The organism is Sphingomonas sp. BL2 (assembly GCF_056680015.1).
In genome coordinates, this window is record NZ_CM155261.1 from 3,199,747 (window position 1) to 3,222,300 (window position 22,554).

The 22,554-nt window shown below is 67.2% G+C and carries 19 protein-coding genes and 2 riboswitches; of the genes, 2 read left to right on the plus strand and 17 right to left on the minus strand.

Features of this window, described 5'->3' with window-relative positions; all coding sequences use genetic code 11:
* Positions 1–96: 96 nt before the first annotated feature.
* Positions 97–2,232 (minus strand): M3 family metallopeptidase, encoded by a 2,136-nt coding sequence (locus AC1ME3_RS14880; RefSeq protein ID WP_480953764.1) that lies wholly within the window; start codon positions 2,230–2,232, stop codon positions 97–99.
* Between the two features lie 144 nt (positions 2,233–2,376).
* Between AC1ME3_RS14880 and AC1ME3_RS14885 the strand changes: the two genes are divergently transcribed.
* Positions 2,377–2,646 carry a DUF1488 family protein gene (locus AC1ME3_RS14885; protein ID WP_056058830.1) on the plus strand — a complete coding sequence of 90 codons (270 nt, stop codon included), beginning with the start codon at positions 2,377–2,379 and terminating at the stop codon, positions 2,644–2,646.
* A 61-nt stretch (positions 2,647–2,707) separates the two neighbouring features.
* Here AC1ME3_RS14885 and AC1ME3_RS14890 read toward each other — a convergent pair whose 3' ends face one another.
* The 7 genes from AC1ME3_RS14890 to cbiE all read right to left on the minus strand — a co-directional run bounded on the left by AC1ME3_RS14890 (position 2,708) and on the right by cbiE (position 8,056).
* The gene (locus tag AC1ME3_RS14890; protein ID WP_480953765.1) at positions 2,708–2,830 is read right to left on the minus strand and encodes a hypothetical protein; all 123 of its coding nucleotides are present in this window, start codon (positions 2,828–2,830) and stop codon (positions 2,708–2,710) included.
* An 83-nt stretch (positions 2,831–2,913) separates the two neighbouring features.
* Positions 2,914–3,690, minus strand: a complete 777-nt coding sequence (gene cobF / locus AC1ME3_RS14895; protein ID WP_480953766.1) for a precorrin-6A synthase (deacetylating) — start codon at positions 3,688–3,690, stop codon at positions 2,914–2,916.
* Positions 3,687–4,415 (minus strand): uroporphyrinogen-III C-methyltransferase, encoded by a 729-nt coding sequence (gene cobA / locus AC1ME3_RS14900; RefSeq protein WP_480953767.1) that lies wholly within the window; start codon positions 4,413–4,415, stop codon positions 3,687–3,689. The genes cobF and cobA overlap by 4 nt, the downstream gene beginning before the upstream one ends.
* On the minus strand, positions 4,412–5,719 hold the full coding sequence (locus AC1ME3_RS14905) for a cobyrinic acid a,c-diamide synthase CobB (RefSeq protein WP_480953768.1): 1,308 nt from the start codon (positions 5,717–5,719) through the stop codon (positions 4,412–4,414). The genes cobA and AC1ME3_RS14905 overlap by 4 nt, the downstream gene beginning before the upstream one ends.
* Positions 5,716–6,501, minus strand: coding sequence for a precorrin-4 C(11)-methyltransferase (gene cobM, locus AC1ME3_RS14910; RefSeq protein WP_480953769.1), 786 nt, complete (start codon positions 6,499–6,501; stop codon positions 5,716–5,718). Before cobM ends, AC1ME3_RS14905 begins: the two co-directional genes overlap by 4 nt.
* Entirely contained in the window at positions 6,498–6,860 is a 363-nt protein-coding gene (locus AC1ME3_RS14915) for a cobalamin biosynthesis protein (RefSeq protein WP_480953770.1), read from the minus strand. Before AC1ME3_RS14915 ends, cobM begins: the two co-directional genes overlap by 4 nt.
* Positions 6,857–8,056, minus strand: a complete 1,200-nt coding sequence (gene cbiE / locus AC1ME3_RS14920; protein ID WP_480953771.1) for a precorrin-6y C5,15-methyltransferase (decarboxylating) subunit CbiE — start codon at positions 8,054–8,056, stop codon at positions 6,857–6,859. The genes AC1ME3_RS14915 and cbiE overlap by 4 nt, the downstream gene beginning before the upstream one ends.
* On the opposite strand from cbiE, the gene AC1ME3_RS14925 reads away from it, so the two are divergent.
* Complete coding sequence (locus AC1ME3_RS14925) at positions 8,055–8,804, plus strand: cobalt-precorrin-6A reductase (protein ID WP_480953772.1); 750 nt, start codon at positions 8,055–8,057, stop codon at positions 8,802–8,804. The two genes, cbiE and AC1ME3_RS14925, sit on opposite strands and share 2 nt — an antisense overlap.
* On the opposite strand, the gene cobJ is transcribed toward AC1ME3_RS14925, so the two are convergent.
* From cobJ to AC1ME3_RS14970, 9 genes are all read right to left on the minus strand, one after another.
* On the minus strand, positions 8,780–9,529 hold the full coding sequence (gene cobJ / locus AC1ME3_RS14930) for a precorrin-3B C(17)-methyltransferase (RefSeq protein ID WP_480953773.1): 750 nt from the start codon (positions 9,527–9,529) through the stop codon (positions 8,780–8,782). The two genes, AC1ME3_RS14925 and cobJ, sit on opposite strands and share 25 nt — an antisense overlap.
* Positions 9,526–10,263, minus strand: a complete 738-nt coding sequence (gene cobI, locus AC1ME3_RS14935) for a precorrin-2 C(20)-methyltransferase (protein ID WP_480953774.1) — start codon at positions 10,261–10,263, stop codon at positions 9,526–9,528. Before cobI ends, cobJ begins: the two co-directional genes overlap by 4 nt.
* A complete protein-coding gene (locus AC1ME3_RS14940; RefSeq protein WP_480953775.1) occupies positions 10,260–10,889 on the minus strand; it encodes a precorrin-8X methylmutase in 630 nt (209 codons plus the stop codon). Before AC1ME3_RS14940 ends, cobI begins: the two co-directional genes overlap by 4 nt.
* Positions 10,890–12,035 carry a precorrin-3B synthase gene (gene cobG, locus AC1ME3_RS14945; protein ID WP_480953776.1) on the minus strand — a complete coding sequence of 382 codons (1,146 nt, stop codon included), beginning with the start codon at positions 12,033–12,035 and terminating at the stop codon, positions 10,890–10,892.
* Positions 12,032–15,277, minus strand: a complete 3,246-nt coding sequence (gene cobN / locus AC1ME3_RS14950) for a cobaltochelatase subunit CobN (protein ID WP_480953777.1) — start codon at positions 15,275–15,277, stop codon at positions 12,032–12,034. Before cobN ends, cobG begins: the two co-directional genes overlap by 4 nt.
* An 8-nt stretch (positions 15,278–15,285) precedes the next feature.
* Positions 15,286–16,323, minus strand: coding sequence for a cobalamin biosynthesis protein CobW (gene cobW, locus AC1ME3_RS14955; RefSeq protein ID WP_480953778.1), 1,038 nt, complete (start codon positions 16,321–16,323; stop codon positions 15,286–15,288).
* 100 nt (positions 16,324–16,423) lie between these two features.
* Positions 16,424–16,636, minus strand: a riboswitch (cobalamin riboswitch).
* Positions 16,637–16,866: 230 nt separating this feature from the next.
* Positions 16,867–17,916 (minus strand): HoxN/HupN/NixA family nickel/cobalt transporter, encoded by a 1,050-nt coding sequence (locus tag AC1ME3_RS14960; RefSeq protein ID WP_480953779.1) that lies wholly within the window; start codon positions 17,914–17,916, stop codon positions 16,867–16,869.
* 182 nt (positions 17,917–18,098) lie between these two features.
* Positions 18,099–18,315, minus strand: a riboswitch (cobalamin riboswitch).
* A 61-nt stretch (positions 18,316–18,376) separates the two neighbouring features.
* Positions 18,377–20,485: a S9 family peptidase gene (locus AC1ME3_RS14965; RefSeq protein ID WP_480953780.1), complete on the minus strand. Its 2,109-nt coding sequence runs from the start codon at positions 20,483–20,485 to the stop codon at positions 18,377–18,379.
* Entirely contained in the window at positions 20,482–22,545 is a 2,064-nt protein-coding gene (locus tag AC1ME3_RS14970) for a prolyl oligopeptidase family serine peptidase (protein ID WP_480953781.1), read from the minus strand. The genes AC1ME3_RS14965 and AC1ME3_RS14970 overlap by 4 nt, the downstream gene beginning before the upstream one ends.
* Between the last annotated feature and the right edge of the window lie 9 nt (positions 22,546–22,554).

A 22,554-nucleotide genomic window follows, 5' to 3' on the forward strand; every position in this document is an offset into this window, starting at 1 on the left:
GCCTATTGGCACGGCAAGACAGTCGAATGACCGTTACGCTACAGATTTAATATGGTGCGGTGCAGCGCTCCAAAAGGCCGCTGCACCGCCGCCGCATTACTTCGCGCCCGCCGTCAGGCCCCGGTCTTCGAGCATCGGACCGATATCCGGGTCCTTGCCGTAGAACGCCTTGAACATCGGACCGTAATCCTCGGTATGCCCCTTCGACAGGATCATGTCGCGGAAGCGCTGGCCGTTCGCGCGCGTGAGGCCGCCATGCGCCATGAACCACGCATACGCGTCGTTATCGAGCATCTGCGTCCACAGATACGCGTAGTATCCCGCCGCATAACCACCCGCCCAGATGTGCGCGAAATAGCTCGTGCGATAGCGCGGCGGCACGTCCTTCGTGTCGAGCCCCATCGAATTCAGCGCCTTGGTCTCGAACGCGTCGACATCCTGCGGCCCGGCCGAGGCCGGCAGCGAATGCCAGTCCTGGTCGAGCGTCGCCGCCGCGACCAGTTCGCCAAGCTCATAGCCCTGGTTGAACTTCGCCGCGTTCTTGATCTTCGTGACAAGCGCCTGCGGCATCACCGCACCGGTGCGGTAGTCCTTGGCATAGTTCGCAAAAACTTTGGGATCGAGCGCCCAATGCTCGTTGAATTGCGACGGGAACTCGACCCAGTCGCGCGCGGTGTTGGTGCCCGACACCAGCGGATAGGTCTGGTTCGCGAACAGGCCGTGCAGCGCATGGCCGAATTCGTGGAACATCGTCGTCACGTCGTCGAACGTGATCAGCGCAGGCTGGCCCGGCGCGGGCTTGGTGAAGTTGCCGACGTTATAGACGACCGGCTTGGTTTTCAGCAGCTTCGACTGGCCGACGAAGTTCGACATCCACGCGCCGCCCGCCTTGTTGTCGCGCTTCCAGTAATCGAAATACATCAGGCCCAGCTCGGAGCCGTCCTTGTCGTAGACGGTGAAGACGCGGATGTCCGGCTGGTAGGTCGGGATGTCGCGGCGTTCCTTGAAGGTGACGCCGTAAAGCTGGTTCGCGGCGAAGAACACGCCGTCCGTCAGGACGCGCGAAATCTCGAAATACGGCTTCAGCTCGTTCTGGTCGAGGTCGTACTTCGCCTTGCGCACCTTGTCCGAATAGAAATCCCAGTCGGACGGGGCGAGCGGGAAGGATGCGCCGGTCGCGTCGATCGTCTTCTGTAACTCGGCCGCTTCGCGACGCTGTTCCGCGGCGGTCGCGGGGACGAGCTGCGTCATGAACCCCTTCGCCGCCGCCGGGGTCTTCGCCATCTGATCGTACAGCGAATAGGCGGCATAGTTCGGATAGCCGAGCAACTGTGCCTTCTGCGCGCGCAACTGCGCGATCTTCTGGATCAGCGCGCGCGTGTCGTTGGCGTCGCCGCGCTGCGACCGGTTCCAGCTCTTCTCGAACAGCGCCGCGCGGGTTGCGCGATCGGAGAGCGAGGCGAGCGCCGGTTGCTGCGTCGTGTTCTGGAGCGACAGCACGTACTTGCCGGGCATGCCGCGCTCCTTCGCGCCCTCGGCAGCGGCTGCGATCTCAGCGTCGCTGAGGCCCGCGAGCTTGGCCTTGTCGTCGACTACCAGCGCGCCAGCCTTGGTGCCGGCGAGCAGCTTCTGCTGGAAATCGGTCGTCGCGGTCGAGATCTGCGTGTTGAGCAGGCGCAGCTTGGCCTTGTCGGCGTCGTTCAGCTGCGCGCCGGCGTGGAGGAAGTCACTGTGATAGATCTCGAGGACCTGCTTCTGCTCGGCATCGAGACCGAGCGAGTCCTTCTTTGCGTAGAGCGCCTGGACGCGCGCGAAGAGCTTCGGATCGAGATAGATCGCATCGCTATGCTGCGCGAGCTTGGGTGCCTCGGCGGACCGTACCGCGTCGAGCGCATCGTTGGTATTCGCCTGCGACACGCCGAAAAACGCCTGGCTCGCGCGGTCGAGCGTGCGGCCTGAGCGCTCCATCGCCTCGATCGTGTTGGCGAAGGTGGGGGCCGCGGGGTTGTTCGCGATCGCCTTCATCTCGGCGATCTGTTCCGCCATGCCTTGTTCGAGCGCGGGCTGGTAATCGGCGTCGGTGATCTGGTCGAAGCGCGGCGCCTGGAACGGCAGCGTGCTGGGGACGGTCAGCGGATTGACGCGCGACGGTTTGGCGGAGGTTTGCGCAGAGGCGGCGCTGGCGATGCAGCACAGGATGGCGGCGGAACGAAGCAGGCTGGAACGCGACATTGACGACTCACAATGGCAGGAGTGATGCCCCTATCATTGCCCTGCCGCAGCCCTTGTTACAATCGGTTAGCAAACCACCGGGTTGAGCGCTTGCGCTGCCGCCCGCTCGCAGGCAGTAGGCGGTCAAACCCCAGGAGTTCCGACATGGCAAATACCCTCGAAATCGATCAGGCGAGCGTCGTCGACAACGACATCCAGAAGCAGATCGAATTTTCCGGCGAGTTCGACGGCGACGAATATGAGTTCGCGGTCAAGTACGCCGTCCTGAAGGAACTGAGCGGCGACGAACCCGAGGACGACGGCATCGAGCTGTTCAACCGCTTCAACGACGACATCGTCGACGCCTGCCTCGCGGCCATCGAGCGCAAGCCGAATGCATCGACGATCATCGTCGACGAAGACGACCTCGAATAATCAGCGCTTTTGCGGCGATCGGCGCCGTCTCCAACGCGCCGATCGCTCCTTTCGAGCGTACTCAGTCTCCGGTCACGAACCGGCGGATACGGGTCGAGTAGCGACTGCCGACCAGCAGCGTGACGCCGAACAGCATCGACGCTCCCCATATCGCCGCGAGGGCGATTATGACGATCTTCATCATGGCCGGCCTCCAAACCTGTTTCGCTGCGGGGCGCTTACGCCGCACACCCCGGATTCTCTCTGAACGCGCTAGCAATCGGAGGTTCAGGGTAACCCCAGCTGATCGACCAAGGCAGGTCGACGCAAAAGATAGATGTCCATGATCCAGCCATGGCGCCTGCGAAGGCTGGCTCGCGCCTGGACTATCTCGTCGGCTACGTCCTCCAGCAGACCGGCAATTAACACCTGCTGCGCCATGCCGAGATAGGCACCCCACCAGATACCGATACCAGGCCGATCGAGTGTCTGGAACGCGCAGTCGCCGTCGAGCATGACCGCGATCGTATCGACGCCCGCGGGCCACCCCCCTGCCCTCAACCGCCTGCCCGTCGTAATGAGCACCGGCGCGCCGACCGTGTTCAACGGTAGGGCATGAGCGGCCGTCAGCGCCTGGAGACTGGTGATGCCGGGTTCGACCGTCACGGTCATCGCCAGACCATCCGCGCGTAGTCGGTCGGCGATCCTGAGCGTGCTGTCGTACAGCGATGGATCACCCCAAACGAGCAACGCCAAGCCGCCGCCGTTCGGCAAATGGCGCGCGATCTCGTCGCGCCAGGCGACCGCGATCGCGTCATGCCATTGCTCGACAGCGCCCAGGTACGGTGCAGCCGTATCGCGCTCTGGCAGGTCGAACTCGACGACGCGGGTGGCACCGGTCAGGACGTCTGCGCAGATGGTGCGGCGCAGTTCGATCAGGTCGGACTTCGCATCGCTCTTACGCGGGAGGAGAATCAGGTCGGCGGCGTTCATCGCGGCGATCGCGGCGCGAGTCAGGTGATCGGGGTTACCGGTGCCGATCCCGATGAGGTGAAGGTCGATCACTCCCCGGCCTCGGCATCCATCAGCGGACCGTAGAGGATCAGCGCGGGCTTGCTGGAGAAGCCTGCCTCCAGCTGCGCGGCTAGGTCTGCGATCGTCGACCGCGTCAAGGACTGGTCAGGGTGACCGACATTCTCCGCGATCAGCGCCGGCGTATCCGGAGATAACCCGTGCTCGATCAGCGATACGGCAAGTGCTGGGAAGGTGCGCTTGGGCATGAACACCACCGTCGTCGCCTCGGGATCAGCGAGTGCGGCCATGTTGCGCTGTTCGGGCAGGTCGCCGGTGACGTCGTGGCCGGTAACGAACTGCACGCGACGCGCGTTGAGCCGGCGTGTGAGCGGAATCTGCGCGGCGGCAGCGGCGGCGCTGGCGGCGCTGATGCCGGGGATTATCTCGAAGGCTATGCCTGCTGCCCTGAGCACAACGATCTCCTCCTCGAGACGGCCGAACATGCCTGCGTCGCCAGATTTCAGGCGGACGACGCGAATGCCGGTCTGTGCGTATTCGACCAGCAGTTGGGAGACATGCGCTTGGCTCGGCGAAGGGCGACCGGCACGCTTGCCGACTGCAACAAGGTCTGCGCCGGCGCGCGCGTGGCCGAGCACCGTTGACGACAGGTCGTCGAACAGAACTGCGTCCGCCTCCCGCAACCGCGTCACCGCCTTCAACGTCAGGAGTTCGGGGTCACCGGGCCCGGAGCCGACGAACGAGACGAAACCGGTCATGGATTGGCTGCGATCATGTGGAAGAAACTGCCCGATACGTGGCCGCGATACGAGCCGGTTTCCGCTACAGCGTTGCCCTCTGCGTCGGTAACGTGCGCAAGCGCGGCGTCGGGCTGTTCGAGGATCGTGGAATAGTGGAACTCATGGCCAGTCAGCGCTTCGCCGACCGCGACGCCGCACATCGGTGCGAGAAGAGTCGCGCGCCGATAGCCGAGGTGCATTTTCCGCTGGGCATAGCTGGTAACGAGGCCGAGCAGGCCTGCCATCTCGTGTCGAACACCGTCCGCATCGATCAGCGCCTCGCCCAGCGCCATGTAGCCGCCGCATTCACCGTGGACCGGGCGGGTCTTGGCGAACTCCGTCAGGCCTGCCTGGAACCGATGGGCTTCAGCGAGCTTGCCGGCGTGAAGTTCGGGATAGCCGCCGGGAAGCCATACTAGATCGGCATCCGCAGCGGGGGGATCGTCGGCGAGCGGGGAGAAGGGCAGGATTTCCGCGCCCGCACGCCGCCAGCCTTCGAGGACATGCGCGTAGGTGAACGAGAAGGCGGCGTCCTGCGCGAGGGCGATACGCTGAGCCGGGGGGCGTATCCAGCTAACCGCGCTTGCAGGCCTGGTGTTGGCGGTCGCGGCGTCGCGAAGCGCCGGGATGTCGACATGGGCGCGCAGGAAGCTGGCATATTCGGCGATCCGCGCGTCGAGATCGGGATGCTCGACCGCCTGCACCAGTCCGAGATGACGCTCGGGTAGTTTCAGGTCGCCGCGCCGTGGAAGTGCGCCGAACACGCGTATGTCGACAGCGTCCATCCCGCTGCGCGCGAGGCGTTCGTGGCGGGGGCTGGCCACGCGGTTTAGGATTACGCCGGCGATCCGGACGCTGGGGGCGTAACGGCTGAAGCCGAGCGCGGTAGCGGCGGCTGACTGCGCCTGGCCAGAAACGTCGATAACCAGCACGACCGGCCAGCCCATCCTGCGGGCGATATCGGCACTGGCACCGTTGCCGGTCGCGCCAGGTTTCGCGACGCCGTCGAACAGGCCCATCGAGCCCTCCGCTAGCGCGAAGTCGGCATCGTCGGCCTTCGCCGCAAGCGTATCGAGCATGGCGGCGGGCATCGACCAGCTGTCGAGATTGAACGATGCCCTCCCGCTCGCCGCGAGGTGGAAGGCGGGGTCGATATAGTCGGGGCCACTCTTGAACGGCTGCACCGCGAGGCCATCGTCGCGGAGCGCGCGAAGGAGGCCGAGCATGACGGTGGTCTTGCCGGTACCGGATGCGGGCGCGGCGACGAGCAGGCCGGGGGTCAAGCCTCGCCCCCTGCGAACTTTGAGCCCGCCGATTGTGGGCGGAAGCGGCGGTCATACCTTGTCGCGTAGAGGCTGCTTTCAACGAAATCCTGCGCGGCGAGGGCTTGGCCGACCAGGATCAGGGCGGTCCGGTCGGGTTTGCCCGCCACGGCGTCGGCAATCGTTGCCAGCGTGGCGCGTGCGATCTGCTGGTCGGGCCAGCTTGCTCGCCAGACGATCGCGACGGGGCATTCCGGGCCATAGAACGGCGTTAGGTCGGCGATCACCTGCGCGAGATTGTGGACCGAGAGATGAATCGCCAGCGTCGCGCCGGTCGCAGCGAACGCGGTCAAGGTTTCGGCGGGCGGCATCGTGCTGGCGCGGCCAGGCGTGCGAGTCAGCACTACCGACTGCGCCAGTTCGGGCAGCGTCAGTTCGACCTCCAGCGCGGCGGCGGCGGCGGCGAAGGCTGGTACGCCGGGGGTGATCGTGAACGTGATGTTGAGCGCGCGGAGGCGGCGGAGTTGCTCGCCCATCGCCGACCAGATCGACAGGTCGCCGGAGTGGAGCCGGGCTACGTCCTGGCCGGCGTCGTGCGCGGTCTGGATCTCGGCGATGATCTCGTCGAGCGACAAGGGCGCGGTGTTGACGATCCGCGCGCCGGGCGGACAATGATCGAGCATCGCCGCAGGAATCAGCGAGCCCGCATAGAGACATACGGGCGATCCGGCGATCCGGTCGCGCCCGCGGAGCGTGAGCAGGTCGGGCGCGCCGGGCCCTGCGCCGATGAAGTGGACAGTCATGCGGTTCCTTCTGCGATGGCACATGTCGCCATGCGGTCGTGGGAAATGTGGCGCGGTGTCAGCAACCGCGCGCCGGGTCCTGCCGCAGCGAGTGCGCAAGCTTCGGCGACGCTGCCAGTCTGGCGTATCTTCAGGCTAAAAGCCGACTTCGTGGCCGTTTGTGCAGCGCGTAGCGCATCTGGGTCGATAGCGACCAGGAGCAGATCCAGCGCTTCGGCAAGCCGTTCGACCAGCGGAGCCTTGTCGCGAGGAGTGGCGAGCCGCGTGACTTGCGCCTGGCCGTGCTGCGCACTGGCAAGCGCATCTTGCAGCGATGCCAGCGTTGCCCCCGCGCGAAACCCGAAGCCGGCGACGATCACAGCGTGACGCTCCACTGGACAACCGGATAGCTCGCGCGCCAGCCGCGTCGCGTGCCGAGCGGGGTGGCTTCCGACAGTTCGACGCGCAGCAGGGTGCCGCCCTTCAGCCCATGCCAGCGCGACAACAACGCCTCGGATTCGAGCGTCACTGCGTTGGCGACCATGCGTGCGCCCGCTGGCAGTCTGGCCCATAATGTTTCGAGCAAGGCTTCGGAGAGCCCACCGCCGACGAAGACCGCATCTGGAGCGGCGTAACCTTCGAGTGCCTCCGGTGCACGGCCCCGGATTACACGAAGTCGATCGACGCCCAGGGCTGCGGCGTTGCTCTCGGCTCGGCCAGCGCGGACGGGGTCGGCTTCGAATGCGGTGGCATGCGTCGATGGATCAGCGAGCAACCACTCGATGCCGATCGAGCTAGAGCCCGCGCCAATGTCCCACAGCGTCTCGCCGGGCCTTGGGGCGAGCGCGGACAATGTCAGCGCGCGAACCGGGCGTTTGGTAAGCTGGCCGTCATGATCGAACCACGTGTCCGGCAGGCCGGATGTGCGAGGCACAACCTTTCCCTGCCCCGCAAAGACGATCCCGACCGCGACGGGATGCACGATGTCGACATCATCGAGGTCGGCTGCTGCGATGTCGCGAACACGCTCGCGCGGCCCGCCGAGCGCTTCGAGGACGTGCAGGCGCGATTGCCCGAAGCCGAGGTCGGAGAGATACCGTGCCAATCCGGCAACCGCTGCGCCGTCGCGGACCAGCACGATCGCGCGTCGACCCGGGACTATGTGCCGGCGGAGGCGGGTAAAAGGTGCGGCGTGGAGACCCAGGCAACTGGTCTCCTCGATAGGCCAGCCAAGGCGCGAGGCGGCGAGACCAAAGGTCGAGGGCGCGGGGTGCGCTACCCATTCGCCGGGATCGAGGTGGCGCGTGATCGACGTACCCGCGCCGAACCAGAACGGATCGCCGGACACGAGCATCGCGACGCGCTTGCCGCGGTGCGCGAGCAGGTGCGGTATCCCGTCGCCGAACGGGACTGGCCAGCGTTCAACCGCGCTCTTAAGGTCCGGGAGCAACGCGAGGTGGCGGGTCGCGCCAGTCACCAGCTCGGCTTGCGCCAATGCGGCCTTCGCCGACGCGGACAGGCCGTCCACGCCGTCTTCGCCGATACCGATGATCGTCAGCCAGGGAGTGTCAGCCATGTCGAACATCCTGGTGCTGGGTGGCACGACCGAAGCCAGCGCACTTGCTGCGGCGCTGGCTGCGCGGGGCAACGATGCGGTGCTGAGCTATGCCGGACGCGTCGCCGATCCGAAAACTCAACCGATCCCGGTGCGCATCGGCGGTTTTGGCGGCGTCGAGGGGCTTGTCCGCTATCTGATCGAACATCGCGTGACGCATCTGGTCGACGCGACGCATCCGTTCGCGGCCCGGATGAGCGCGAACGCGGTCGTCGCGGCGGAGCGCGCCGGTGTCGCGCATATTGCACTGACGCGGCCGGCTTGGTTGCCGGTCGCTGGCGATCGGTGGACGCGCGTGGCCGATATCGACGCTGCGGTTGCGGCGCTGGACGGGCCGCCGCGGCGCGTGATGCTGGCGCTGGGGCGGATGCATGTCGACGCGTTCGCCGAGCAGCCGCAGCATAATTATCTGCTGCGGTTCGTCGATGTGCCCGACCAGCCGCCGGGGTTGCCGCGTCATCATCTCGTGGTCGACCGCGGACCGTTCGATGTCGAGGGCGATCGGCGGTTGATGGCGTCGCACGGCATCAAGGTCGTAGTCTGCAAGAACGCCGGCGGCACGGGGGCGTCGGCCAAACTGCATGCGGCGCGCGCGCTTGGGCTGCCGGTGATCATGATCGATCGGCCTGCCCTGCCCGCTCGATGCGAGGTGCACGCGGTGGCGGATGTGATGCGCTGGCTTGATCATGGCGCCGACCGGGGGGTGTAGAGGATCGGTCCCGCCGGGCGATCGATAACGCGCGTCAGGCTGGAGCCGATGATGATCATCGTTCGCATGTCCGCCATGTCCGCGCGAGCTTCGGTCAGGGGCACGATGCGAAGCGTTTCCTCGGGTGTCGAGACGGCGCGGGCGAACAGGACGGGGCGGTCGTCGGCGCAGGTCTCGCGGAGGATTTCGAAGATCCGGATCAGGCCGTCGGGGCGCGCCTTCGATCGCGGATTGTAGAAGGCGATCGCAAAGTCGGCTTCTGCGGCGAGGCGCACTCGGCGTTCGATGACTTCCCACGGTTTCAGGTTATCCGATAGATTGATTGCGCAGAAATCGTGTCCGAGCGGCGCGCCCGCACGCGAGCTCGCGGCGAGCATCGCGGTAATGCCGGGGAGAACTCGGATATCGATGTCACGCCATTCTGGCAGACCGGCTTCGAGGGCTTCGAACACCGCGGCCGCCATTGCGAACACGCCGGGGTCGCCAGAGGATACCACGACCACGCGGTGGCCTTGGGCCGCGAGTTGGAGCGCGTGCGTGGCGCGATCGAGTTCGACGCGGTTGTCGGTAGGATGGAGCGTGAGGCCCTCACGCGGGGCGACGCGCGCGACATAGGGAATGTAGCCGATCACGTCCGTCGCGTCCGCGAGCGCTGCGGTGACTTCGGGCGTCACGAGCGCTTCGTCGCCGGGGCCGAGACCGGCGATCGCGAGCCAGCCGGTCATGGCCGCCGCCCCCGCCCGTGGATCAGCAGGATCGAGAAATAGGGCGTGATCGCCTCCGCATCGCACAGCCGCGTGACGCGCTGGTCGGCCATCGCGGCGTATTCGACCAGCCACGCTTCGGCCTCGCGCCCCGCAGCGGCGACCGCGCGGCGGAGCTTGGCGAGGTGGCGGCCGATCTTCATCACCACCAGCGCGTCGGTGTCGCGGATGCGGCGGACGAGGTCGTCTTCGGGGAGCGTGCCCATCAGGACCGTCAGTACGTCATCGCCCCAGGTGATCGGCACGCCGCTGGCCGTCCAAGCGCCGGACATGCCCGTGATGCCAGGCACGACCTTCACCGGCGCGATCGTCTGGAGGCGGGTATAGAGGTGCATGAACGAACCGTAGAAGAACGGGTCGCCTTCGCAGAGGACCACGACGTCCTCGCCTGCGTTTGCCAGCGTTGCGAGGCGGTCGATGCAGGTGGCGTAGAACGCGGACAGGCAGTCGTTGTAGCGCGAGTCCGAGACCGGGATCTCAGTGGTGACGGGGTATTCCATCGGGAATTCGATCACGTCGTCGCGGAGCATACCGTCGACGATCTTTCGGGCCTGGCCGGGACGTCCGGCCTTGCGGAAATACGCGATGTGGCGCGCGCCGCGGACGAGGCGGTCCGAGCGGACGCTCATCAGGTCCTGCGCGCCGGGGCCCAAGCCGACGCCGTGGATCGTGCCCCCAGTTCGTACGGGTGTCATTCGGTGCCGCTCGCTAGCGCGTTGATCGCGGCGACGGTGATCGCGCTGCCGCCCATCCGGCCCTCGACGACGACGCAAGGCACGGGCTGGTCGGTCCACAGCGCCGCCTTGGATTCGACTGCGCCGACGAAGCCGACCGGGCAACCGATGATCGCCGCGGGACGCGGGCAATCGGGGTCTTCGAGCATATTCAGGAGGTGGAACAATGCGGTCGGCGCATTGCCGATCGCGACGACGGCGCTGGCGAGATGCGGGCGCCAGAGTTCGAGTGCGGCGGCGGATCTGGTATTGCCCATCGTCCGCGCGAGTTCGGGCGTTTCCGGGGCGTGGAGCGTGCAGACGATGCGGTTGTCGGCGGGCAATCTGGCGCGGGTAATGCCTTCGGTGACCATGCGGGCGTCGCACAGGATCGGGGCGCCGGCTTGAAGCGCGCGACGCGCCTCGACTGCGAACGTCGGCGTGAAGCGGATGTGCTGGGCTAGGCCGACGAGCCCGGCGGCGTGGATCATGCGGACCGCGACGGGCTCCTCCTCGGGCGAGAAGCGGGCGAGATCGGCTTCGGCGCGGATCATCGCGAAGGACTGGCGGTAGATCGCCGCGCCGTCGGTTTCATAGGCGTAAGGCATTCAGGCGGCTCCGAACTGGACGAGGATCTGCGCGACGTCGAGGCCTGCGCGGGAGGGTGGTGCGCCGGCACGCGCGTCGAACGCGAGGTCGTAGCGGCCTTCGCGACCGGTGAGCGTGACGTCGGCGGGGGCGGCGTGCGCGCATCCCTTGGCGCAGCCGGAGACGTGGAGGCGGCCGGCGATGTGCGGCGCCAGGCGTCGGGCGAGCGCGCGCGTCTCGACACTGCCCTGCGGACAGGCTGGTGCGCCGACGCAGGCGTCCGCGTGAAGCGTTGGCGAGGCGGGGTCGGTGATGAAATCGACCGGGTCGGGTTCAATTAGAAGCGCCGCGTCGGCTTCGCAGATCGCGATATGCCAAGGGGTAATGCGGATCGCTTTAATTGCTCGCTCGGTGTCGACGTAGCGTGCCAGCGCGCTCGCTGTGATCCGACCGAATGGGAGGCCTAGTGCGAGTCCGAGGGAATGCTGTCCGACGTGAAGCGGTGGCGCGCTTGCGGCAGGATGGGTTGTTGGGGCTGCCCAATCCGGCAGTATGGCGCTGTGGCGTACCATGCGGCCACTGGCGATGCCGCCGCTGTCGACGAACCAGTGCGCGAGTGCGATCAACCGGTCGACTTCGGTGCCGGGCGATACTGGCGTGCCAAGGGTCCGGCCGTCGCCGCGGAGGATAAGCGTTCCAGATGCAGCGCGCTCGATGCGGAAGTCGGCGGGGGCGTCTTGCAACACCGGCGCTACGCCAGCGTCGATCGCGAAGCCGACCTTGCCGGGGAGTTCGGGCAGGTCCGCCAGACGCGCGCGCAAGTGTTCGGCGATGCGGTGGGTGTCGTCGCCCGTCCGCCATTCCGGCGCGACGAGGATGTTCGCGCGCGCTTCCCGGATCGGATCGGGATCGATGAGGCCGAGATCGAGCAGCGTGTCGATCAATGGACGCCAGCTATCCTCGCGGACGCCGCGGATCTGGAGGTTCGCGCGGCTGGTCAGGTCGATCAGGCCGTTGCCGTGCGTCGCCGCCGTGTCGCACAGGCCGAGCGTTTGCTCACGCGTCAGGCGACCGAGCGGTGGGCGGATGCGGACCAGCAGGCCGTCGCCCGCCATCATCGGGCGCCATGCGTCGGGGCACCAGCCTTGCACGACAAATGCGCTCATGCCGGCAGGTCCAGCGCTGCGAGGATCGAGTTGCGGCGGGTCGGCCAGAGGTCGGCGGCGTGCAGGGCTGCAAAACGCGCCTGCATCGCCGCGAGCGCGCCGGGGTTGGCTTCGGCGAGGAAGGCGTGGACGTCGTCGCGGCCCAGCGTGGCGTCGTAATAGAGGTCGATCAGTTCGGGACGGACTGCGCTGGCGAGATGCGCGAAGGCGCCGAGGTGATCGAGCGTGGCGGCGATCTCCGCGCCACCGCGAAAACCGTGGCGCATCATGCCGTCGACCCAGGCGGGGTGTGCCGCGCGGGCGTGGACGACGCGGGCGATCTCCTCGTTGAGCGGGCGGGCCTTGGCCTGGTTCGGATCGCGTGCGTCGAGATGGTAGAGCGTGGCGCTGCCCCCCGCGACCGCCTGTGCGGCGGCGAAACCGGCTTCGTGCGCGGCGTAGTCCGCGGCGAGGAGGAGGTCGGTTTCGGGCAGGTCCTGGACGTGGACGAAGGCATCGGCGGCGGCGACGCGGTCGCGGATGCCGGCGGGGTCGAAGCTGTCCTGGCCCCCTTCCCCATCGGCGTCGAGCGCGTGGCTGGAGGCGGACAGCCAAGCTTGGCCGGCGGTCAGGCGCGCTTCCGGCGTGTAGGTCTCGGCCGCGTCGCCCATGCTGAGGCCGTAGCGGCCGGGTTCGGGACCGTAGACGCGCGCGGTGGCTGGCTTGCCGACGAACGGGTTCCAATCGGCCGGTTCGTCGCGTGCGCCTAGGGCTCGAACGGTCTGGCCGAACATCGTGCAGAGTGTCGGGAAGGCGTCGCGGAACAGGCCGGATACGCGCAGGGTGACGTCGATGCGGGGGCGGTCGAAGTTGGCGAGCGGGAGGATCTCGACGCCCGTCACGCGGTCGGATTGCATGTCCCACACCGGTTCCGCGCCGAGCAGGTGGAGTGCCATCGCGAACTCTTCGCCCGCGGTCCGCATGGTGGCGGAGGCCCATAGGTCGACCACGAGGTTGCGCGGGTAGTCGCCGTGGTCCTGTAGGTGGCGGCGGACGAGTTCGTCGGCGAGCTTCATGCCTTGGGTATGGGCGGCGCGGGAGGGGACCGCGCGAGGATCGGTGGTGTAGAGGTTGCGGCCGGTCGGGAGGACGTCGGCGCGGCCTCGCCACGGGGAGCCGGAGGGGCCGGACGCGACGCGTTTGCCTTGGAGGGCCGACAGGAGACCGGCGCGTTCGCCGGCGCCGTGTTCGCCGCGGCCGTAGATGTGGAGGCCGTCACCGTACTGGCTCTCCTTCACGTCGCAGACGAACGTGTCGATGCGGGTGATCGCGTCGGCTTGGGATTGCGCGTCGTCGAGGCCCAGCGTAGCGGCGAGACCGGTGGCGGTGGCTTCGTCGCGGATGTCGCGTTGCAGGCGATCGCGGCGCGCGGGATCGAGTCCGTCGGCGTTGGAGAATTCGTCGAGCAGCGCTTCGAGGCGGCCGAGGCCGGCGCCGGTGCGCGTGCGTTCGAGCGGTGGCGGGACATGGCCGAGCGTGACCGCGCCGATGCGGCGTTTGGCTTGGGCTGCTTCGCCGGGGTCGTTGACGATGAACGGGTAGATGACGGGCATCGCGCCGGTCAGAGCCTCGGGCCAGCAGGCATCGGACAGCGCAACCGACTTGCCGGGGAGCCATTCGAGCGTGCCATGCGCCCCGACATGGACCAGCGCGTCGGTGCCGCGCGTGCGGAGCCACAGGTAGAAGGCGACATAGGCGTGGCAGGGGCAGCGCGAGAGGTCGTGATATTCCTCGGCGCGTTGATTGGTGCGGCCGCGTTCGGGTTGGAGGGCGACGAGCGCGCCGCCGTGGTCGATCGCGGTGAAAGCGAAATCTTCGGTCGGTTCGCCCCAGGTTTCCTGAAGGTCTTTCCGCAGGGTTTCGGGAAGGTGCGCGAGGGCTTTGCGGTACTCGGCGAGCGGCCAGTGAATGCGTGAGGTAGCTAGATCAGTTGCGTCAGGGGTGATCGCGTAGCCGGCCTCGATGAGGTCCGCGAGGATCGCTTGCGTGGAGGCTAGCGCGTCGAGGCCGACGGCGTGCGCCATCTGGTACGCCTTGCCGGGGTAGGTCGAGAGGACGATCGCGATGCGGTGGTCGGCTACCGGTTTGCTCGAGAGGGTCGTCCACGCTTCGATCCTCGCGGCGATGGCGGTGATGCGGGCTGGGTCGGCGCGGTGTTCGCGGCGGGTGTATTCCAGGTCGCCGTCGCGCGCGGCGGCTTCCTTGAAGCTGGCGACGCCGGCGAAGAGGCGGCCGTCCACTTCTGGAAGGACGACGTGCATGGCAAGGTCGGCGGGCGACAGGCCTCGGGTCGCGCCGATCCAAGCCGCGCGGTCGGAGGTGGCTAGCGCGATCTGGAAGACCGGAACGTTGGCACCGTCGAGCGGCGTGGTCTCGGCGGTGCCTCGTGCGGAGAAGGCGGTGGCGTTGACGATCGCGGCAGGCCTTAACGCTGTGGCCCAGCGGCTCAGCCAGCCGGCTGCGTCGGGGGCTTTCAGCGAGGGCGCGAAGAGGCCGATGACGTCGAAGCCTCGCGCGGTAAGCTCGACGTGAACCGCTTCGATCGGGTGGAGGTCCGCAGCGGTCAGGTACGAGCGGTAGAAGACGATCAGGACGCGGGGGCGTTTCGCGTTGAGCGCGAATGCGGCTGGGCACGTCACGCCGTCATTCGGCTGCCAGCCGCCGACGTCGGCGATCGCGCGGACGCCGGTGACCGGGCCGGCGTAAATGCCCGCGGCGAGCGCGAACTGCGCCAGTGCCGCTTGCGCCGCGACGGCGCCGCCGGTGTCGCAGAGATGCGCCAAACGGCGGAGCGTCGAGAGCGGGATCGTCGAGGCGGCGTCGAGGCGGCTGTCGATGCGACCGTCTGCTGCGAGGACGGCGAGCGCGATGCCCTGCTCCCGCGCGAGGTTCTCGACCTGTTGCAGGCCGTAGCTCCAATACGACCGCCCGCCGATCAGCCGGATGAGGATGCCCTTCGCGCCCGCCAGCGTCTGCTCGACATAGGTGTCGACCGACAGCGGATGCTGGAGCGCGGTCAGGTTGGCGAGGCGTAGCGACGGCAGCCGGCTTCCGGCCGCATCCGCACGTTTCCAGCCCGCGGCGAACGCGCCGAGGTCACCGTCGGAGAAGGACAGGACGACGAGGTCCGCGGGGGATTGGGCGAGGTCCTGCGGGACCGCGCTTTCCTCCAGCCCGTGGGTCTCGCGGAAGACGACGTGCATCGTGGGCCTCAGTCGTCCAGCGCGGCCTTGATGCGGGCCTCGTCGATCCGGTCGTGCTCGGCGATGACCACGAGTTGCGTGCGGCGCGGTTCGTCGGCACGCCAAGGGCGGTCGTATTGCGTACGGACGCGCGCGCCGACAGCCTGGACGAGCAGGCGCATGGGCTTGCCGGTGACGGCGGCGTAGCCCTTCACGCGGAGGATGTCGGCGCCGCGGGCGAGCGCCTCGATCTTCGCGGTCAGGTCGGCGGGGTCGGCGATCTCGCCAAGCTCGACGACGACGCTGTCGAAGTCGTCATGCTCGTGATCGTCCTCGCCGTCGTGATGCGAGGGGCGGCTGGCGATGTCGTCTTCGGCCGCGGCGTTCAGGCCGAGGATCACGCGGGGATCGATGATGCCGTCGGTCAGGTCGATCACCGGGAGCGGCCGTGCGGACTCCGCGGTGATGACGGCGCGTGCCTTGGCGACGCCTTCGGGGCCGGCGAGATCGACCTTGGTGAGCAGGACGAGATCGGCGCAGGCGAGCTGGTCCTCGAACACTTCCGACAAAGGCGTCTCGTGATCGACGCTCGGGTCGGCGGCGCGCTGGGCGTCTAGCGCGGCGACGTCAGGCGCGAACCGCCCCGCGGCGACCGCCTCGGCATCGGCGAGCGCGATGACGCCGTCGACGGTGATGCGCGAACGGATCGCGGGCCAGTCGAACGCCTTCAGCAGCGGCTTGGGCAATGCGAGCCCGGACGTCTCGATCAGGATGTGATCGGGGCGCGGGTCGAGCGCGAGGAGCGCCTCGACGGTCGGAATGAAGTCGTCGGCTACCGTGCAGCAGATGCAGCCGTTCGCCAGCTCGATCACGTTCTCGGCCGGGCAATCGGGGATCGCGCAGCCCTTCAGGATGTCGCCGTCGATGCCGAGCGTGCCGAACTCGTTGACGACGACGGCGAGACGACGACCGCCGGCGTTGCGGATCAGGTGGCTGATGAGCGTGGTCTTCCCGGCTCCGAGAAAGCCGGTGACGATCGTGACGGGGACCTTTGAAAGATCGGGCATTGGTATTCTCCTGCGAGCACACGCACGCACGACCATAGGGCCGCACGCGTTCGTCGCTCAGACGGAGTACCGTGCCGCGACCATCCCCTGGATCGTAGCAAGAGCGACCGTTGCGCTGGCAGGTCTCCTGGCTCGCGGGTCGAGGCTCGACGTACGCCTTCCCAGGTTTTCACCCAGTGGCTGCCCTTCTCGTGAAGGGCGTGTGCGTCTCGCTCACCGCTTACAGTTGCAGGGACAGCCGCGGCATTGGGAGGAACTCCCGCACCGCATTCCCATTCAAGCCCCGAAGGGCACCGGCGCGATCTGTGAGGTTCGGTGAAACCGAGCCTCGAGGGTTGGTTAGAGTAATTCCGAGAGCGTGCCAATTCGCATATCGGTAGTTTTCGATCCTCCCCCGCCAGGGGGAGGTGGCACCGGAGGTGACGGAGGGGGCGGACACGGAACAAACGTGATCGCCGTCCTCCCCCTCCGTCGCTTCGCGCCACCTCCCCCTGGCGGGGGAGGATCGAGAGCGCGTCGAGCTTGGGGAACGGAAGAGCTAGCCTATCCGTGCACGACTTCGATCTCGTCGAATCGTTTCCAGCGGTAGATCGCGAAGCTCAGCACCCAGCAGAGCACGAACAGGCCGATGATCGCGAAGCCAAGGCCGTTGAAGTTCTCGCCGAGCGCCGTTGCGACATCCCATATGCCGCCGGTGAAGCCGAGCTTCGATCCGAGCAGCGCCAGCGTCTCGATCCCGCCGATCGCGATCGCGACGATCGCGGAGATCAGCGTGATGGTAATGTTATAGTAGAGCTTGCGGATCGGCTTCACGAACGCCCATTCATAGGCACCAAGCATGACGACGCCGTCCGCCGTGTCGACCAGCGCCATGCCGGTCGCGAACAGCACGGGGAGGACTAGGACGACACCGATCGAGAGACCGTCGGCGGCCTGGCTTGCTGAGAGGCCGAGGATCGCGACCTCCGTTGCCGTGTCGAAACCGAGGCCAAACAGGAAGCCGAGTGGCGCCATGTGCCAGCTCCGCGTGACCAGCCGGAACATCGGGCGGAACAGACGTGCGAGCAGCCCGCGGTTGCCGAGGAGGAGGTCGAGGTCCTCCTCGACATAGGTGCCGCCGCCGCGGACATGGCCGAAGGTGCGCCACACCGAGCGCAGGATGATCAGGTTCATCGCCGCAATCGTGAACAGGAACACGGCGGAAATGACGGTCGCGACCACCCCGCCGACCTGCTTGAATGCCTCGAACTGCGACAGCGCATTGGCGGTCAGTGCGATCGCGACGGCGGCGATGAGCACGATCCCCGAATGGCCGATCGCGAACCAGAAGCCGACCGCGATCGGGCGCTGGCCGTCCTGCATCAGCTTGCGCGTCACATTGTCGATTGCCGCGATGTGATCCGCATCGACCGCGTGGCGCAGCCCGAGGCCCCAGGCGAGCAGCGCGGTGCCCAGCATCAGCGGTTGCGCGTGGAACAGCGAGAACGCCCAGCACCATGCGGCGATGTTGGCCGCGATCAGGCCTGCAAACATCCAGCCGATGCGCTTTCGGGTCGAACCCCGTGTCGGTCGTTTCATCGTCAAAGTCGTCATGCACAAACCCCGCAGCGTCCGACGAGGACCGGGGCCTGCCGCGAACGGCCGGGCCATGCGACGACCGGACGCCATGAGCGACCGACGCACGACGCCGATGCGGCCCCCGCCACATGGTCGTCGCTCAGCCAGTGTCACGCAGGCGGCGTTCACCGTGCCTCGGTCACCCCCTGGACCGGGACAAGAGCGACCAGACGCCGGCAGGTCTCCTGGCTCGCGGGTCAAAGCTCCTCGCCACGCCTTCCCAGGTCGTCGACCCAGTGGCTGCCCTCGCGAAAAGGGCTCGTGCGTCTCGCTCACCGCTTACAGTTGCAGGGACAGCCGCGGCATGGGACGGCGAACCGTCCGCACCGCATTCCCAATCAAGCCCTTCCGGGCACCGACGCGATCACGGGAAACGGCTGGAAGCCGCTTCCCGCACGATCGGTACCCTGCTTTGGGTCGCGTGCCAACGGTCGCGCTATTTCGCCAGGCCAAGCTGTTGCAGCATGAACGCCTGCCATTCGGAGTTCTGGCGGTAGCGTTCGAACCGGCCGGACTTGCCACCATGCCCTGCCTCCATATTGACGCGGAACAGCAGCGGGTTCTTGTCGGTCTTCAATTCGCGGAGCTTGGCGACCCACTTGGTCGGCTCGTAATATTGCACCTGGCTGTCCCATAGCCCGGTGCCGACATACAGCGCGGGATACGCCTTCGCCTTGACGTTGTCGTACGGCGAATAGCTCAGCATGTAGTCGTACGATGCCTTCTGCGCGGGGTTGCCCCATTCGTCATACTCGAATGTCGTCAGCGGGATCGACGCGTCGAGCATCGTCGTCACGACGTCGACGAACGGCACCTGCGCGACGATGAGCTTGTAGTCCGCCGGCGCCATGTTCGCGACGCCGCCCATCAACAGCCCGCCCGCGCTGCCGCCCATCGCCGCGACGCAATCTTTGGCGGCGTATTTCTGCGCGACGAGATAGCGGGTGACGTCGATGAAGTCGGTGAAGCTGTTCTTCTTGTTGAGCAGATGGCCGTCGTCATACCAGCCGCGGCCCATCTCCTGCCCGCCGCGGATATGCGCGATCGCATAGACCACGCCGCGATCGAGCAGGCCGATACGACCGGGGTCGACCGCTGGGTCGCTGGATATCCCGTAGCTGCCATAGGCGTATTGGAAGAGCGGCGCGGTGCCGTCGCGCTTGGTGCGCTTGGCGTAGACCAGTGACACGGGGATCCGCGTGCCGTCACGCGCGGGCGCCCAGACGCGTTCGGTGACGTATTTCGCGGGATTATACCCCGGCACCGGCGCGACCTTCAGGACGCGGCGCTCGCCGGTCTTAGCGTTGACCTCGTAGGTCGTGGTCGGCGTTACGAGCGAACCATAGGTGTAGCGCACCCACGGCGTCGCGGTGTCCTCGTTGACCTCGAGCGCCATGCGATAGGCAGGCTCGTCCGCCGTGACGGGCATCGACTTCCCCGCATCGTTCAGCACGCGGATCATGCGATTGCCGCCCTCGCGCTGGTCGATCGCGACGAAGCCATCGAACGGCTTGAAGCTTTCGATGAAGACGGTGTCGCTCGCCGGCGCAAGGTCACGCCATGCCGCCGTTCCCTTCGCCAGATCGGCGTCGGCAACGGTCACGAGCTTGTAGTTCTTTGCGTCGCGATTGGTGCGGATGATCCAGCGCTTGCCGATATGATCCGACCTGTAGCGGAACTCCCGCGCACGCGGCGCGACGATCGTGAAGTTCGTTGGGGCGGCGGCGGAGGCGCAGCGCTGCTCGTCGCTGACCGTGCTGCTCACGCCGATGCAGACGAACTTGTCGTCGGACGTGCGCGAGACGTCGATCGAGAAGGTGTCGTCCTTCTCCTCGTACAACAGCCGATCGCTGGCGACCGGCGAGCCGAGGACGTGCGCCTTCACGCGGTAGCCACGCAGCGTCACCGGGTCCTTTTCGACGTAGAGCAAGGTCTTGTTGTCGTCCGCCCAGACGACGTTCGGCTCGACGTTCGAGAGCGTATCCGCGATGATCGCTCCGGTCGCCAGGTCCTTCACCTTCAGCACGTACTGGCGCCGCCCGATGGTATCTTCGGCCCAGGCGATGCGGCGGTTATCGGGGCTCACCGCCCAGTCGCTCAACGCGAAGAAGCTGTGGCCCTTCGCCATCGCCGGCTCGTCGAACAGCGTTTCGACAGGTGCGGTACGGCTGCCCTTGCGGCGTTCGAGGATCGGATAATCCGCCCCGGTCTGGAACCGCGAGCCGTAATAATAGCCGTTCTTCGCATACGGCACCGAGCTGTCGTCCTGCTTGATGTGCGAGACGGTCTCTTCGTACAGCTTGGCCTGGAGCGGCTTCAGCGACGCGAGTTGCGCATCGGCATAGGCGTTCTCCGCCGCGAGATAGGCGAGCATCTCGGGGTTCTTCCGCGTGTCGTCGCGCAACCAGTAATAATCGTCCTCGCGCGCGCCGTTGGGCGACGTCACCTGGAACGGCTTCTTGGCCACGCGCGGAGGCTGGACTTGCGCCGCAGCAGCCGTGGAGAGCAACGCCGCTCCCGCCAGGATCATGGACCGTGTCATCATTGTGCTGCTCCCGTTGCGGTTGCCGGCTTACGATACCGGTCGAACCAGGCGATGATCGCCGATGCCTTTGCCGCCGATTGCGACGGCCGTGCGGCGAGCCCGCCGTGGCTCGCCCCCGGTACCTTGACCAGCGCGGTCGGCACGCCGCGGATCTGCAGCGCCGCGTAATACTGCTCGGACTCGCTGACGGGCGTGCGGTAATCGTCGTCGCCGACCACGACCAGGGTGGGCGTCTTGACGTTGCCGACCAAACTCAGCGGCGAGCGGTTCCAATAGCTCATCGGATCCTCCCACGGCAGCTTGGTGAACCAGTAGCGCGAGGTGAACAGCGTCCCGTCCATCGTCAACGCCTCGCTGATCCAGTTGATCACCGGCTTCTGCGTCGCGGCGGCCTTGAACCGGTCGGTCTTGCCGACGATCCACGCGGTCAGCAGCCCGCCGCCCGATCCGCCCGTCACGAACAGATTGTCCGGATCGGCGGTGCCGTCCTTGATCGCCGCGTCGACCGAGGCGATCAGGTCGTCGTAATCGGCGGCGGGGTAAGTCTTGTCGATCAGGTTGGCGAACTCGGCGCCATAGGAGGTCGAGCCGCGCGGATTGGCCCACAGCACCGCGTAACCGGCCGCGGCATAAAGCTGCATGTCGGTGGCGAAACCAGGACCATAGGCCGCGTTGGGACCGCCGTGGATCTCGAGGATCAACGGCACGCGTTGACCTGCGACACGGCCCGGCGGAGTGGCGAGCCATGCGTCGATCGGGCGTCCATCGGGCGCGGTTACCGCGATCTTCCGCACCTGCGCGAGCGCCTTGGATCCGGTCAGCACCGCGTTGAGCATCGTCAGGCGGCGCGGCTTGCCGCCCGCAAGCACCCAGACGTCGGCGGGGGCGCTCGCATCGCCGCCGGTGTAGGCGATCGTGCCGCCCTTCGAGACCGAGAACTCGCCGCCGGTATAGGGCCGGTCGAGCCCACCGCCCGCGACGTTGTCGATCAGCGGCGTGACGCGGCCATCGACCCCGATGCGTGCGACGCGGCGCTGGCCGTGATCGTCGTAGCTCGCATACAGGCTGCGACCGTCGGCTGACCACACCGCGTCGTCGATCGCACGGTCGAGCGTGGCGGTCAGCGAGCGCGGCGAGGCGGCGTCGCGGTCGCCGACATAGAGCTGCGTGTTCTCGTAGCTGCGGCGCTTGTCGTCGAAACCGAGCCACGCGATCTTCGAACCATCCGGTGACACGTGCGGCTGGGCATCGGGACCGTCACGCGTCGTCAGCGTCCGCATCGCGCCGCTCGCCGCATCGACCGCGATCACGTCGGAGTTCATCACCTGGCGGTCGGCGGCGGGTCCGCGGATCGCGGCGAAGACGATGCTGCGGCCGTCGGGCGTCCACGACAGCGGGCCGCCATCGTCGAACTTGCCGTATGTGAGCTGCCGAGCCGCGCCCCCATCCGCGCCGACCACGAACAGGTGGTCGTAGCCCGGCTTTACATAGCCCGGCCCGTCGTTGCGGTAGTTGACGCGGTCGATGATCGTCAGCGGCTCGGCCCATTTGGCGCCCTCGGGCTTGGGCGGCTGCGTGCCGAGCTTGGTCCCCTCGCCTGCTACCGTCGCGATATAGGCGAGCTTGGTACCGTCCGGCGACCAGGCGAGCGCTTGCGGATCGCCCGGAAAACTCGTGATCCGCGCGCTCTGCGCACCGCCGATCCAGCGGACGAACAGCTGCGATCCCTCGCCGTCGCGCGCGGCATAGGCGATCCTTGCCCCATCGGGCGACCAGCGCGGGCTGCTGCCGTCAGTGGCGAACGGCATCTGCCGCCCGCTGGCGACGTCGATCAGCCAGAGCGAGGACTGCATCTTGTCGGTCATCACGTCGCCGGTGCGGCGGACGTAGACGATCGTCTTGCCGTCTGGGCTGATCTGCGGGTCCGCCGCGATCGTCAGGCCGAACAGGTCGCTCCCGGTGAAGCTTCGCGTCGGGCCGTCGGGTGTGGGCGCAGTCGGCTGTTGCTGGGCAAGGGCCGGCGTCGCCGCGAGCAGGAGGAGAGCAAGGGTCAAGCGCAACGAACGGCT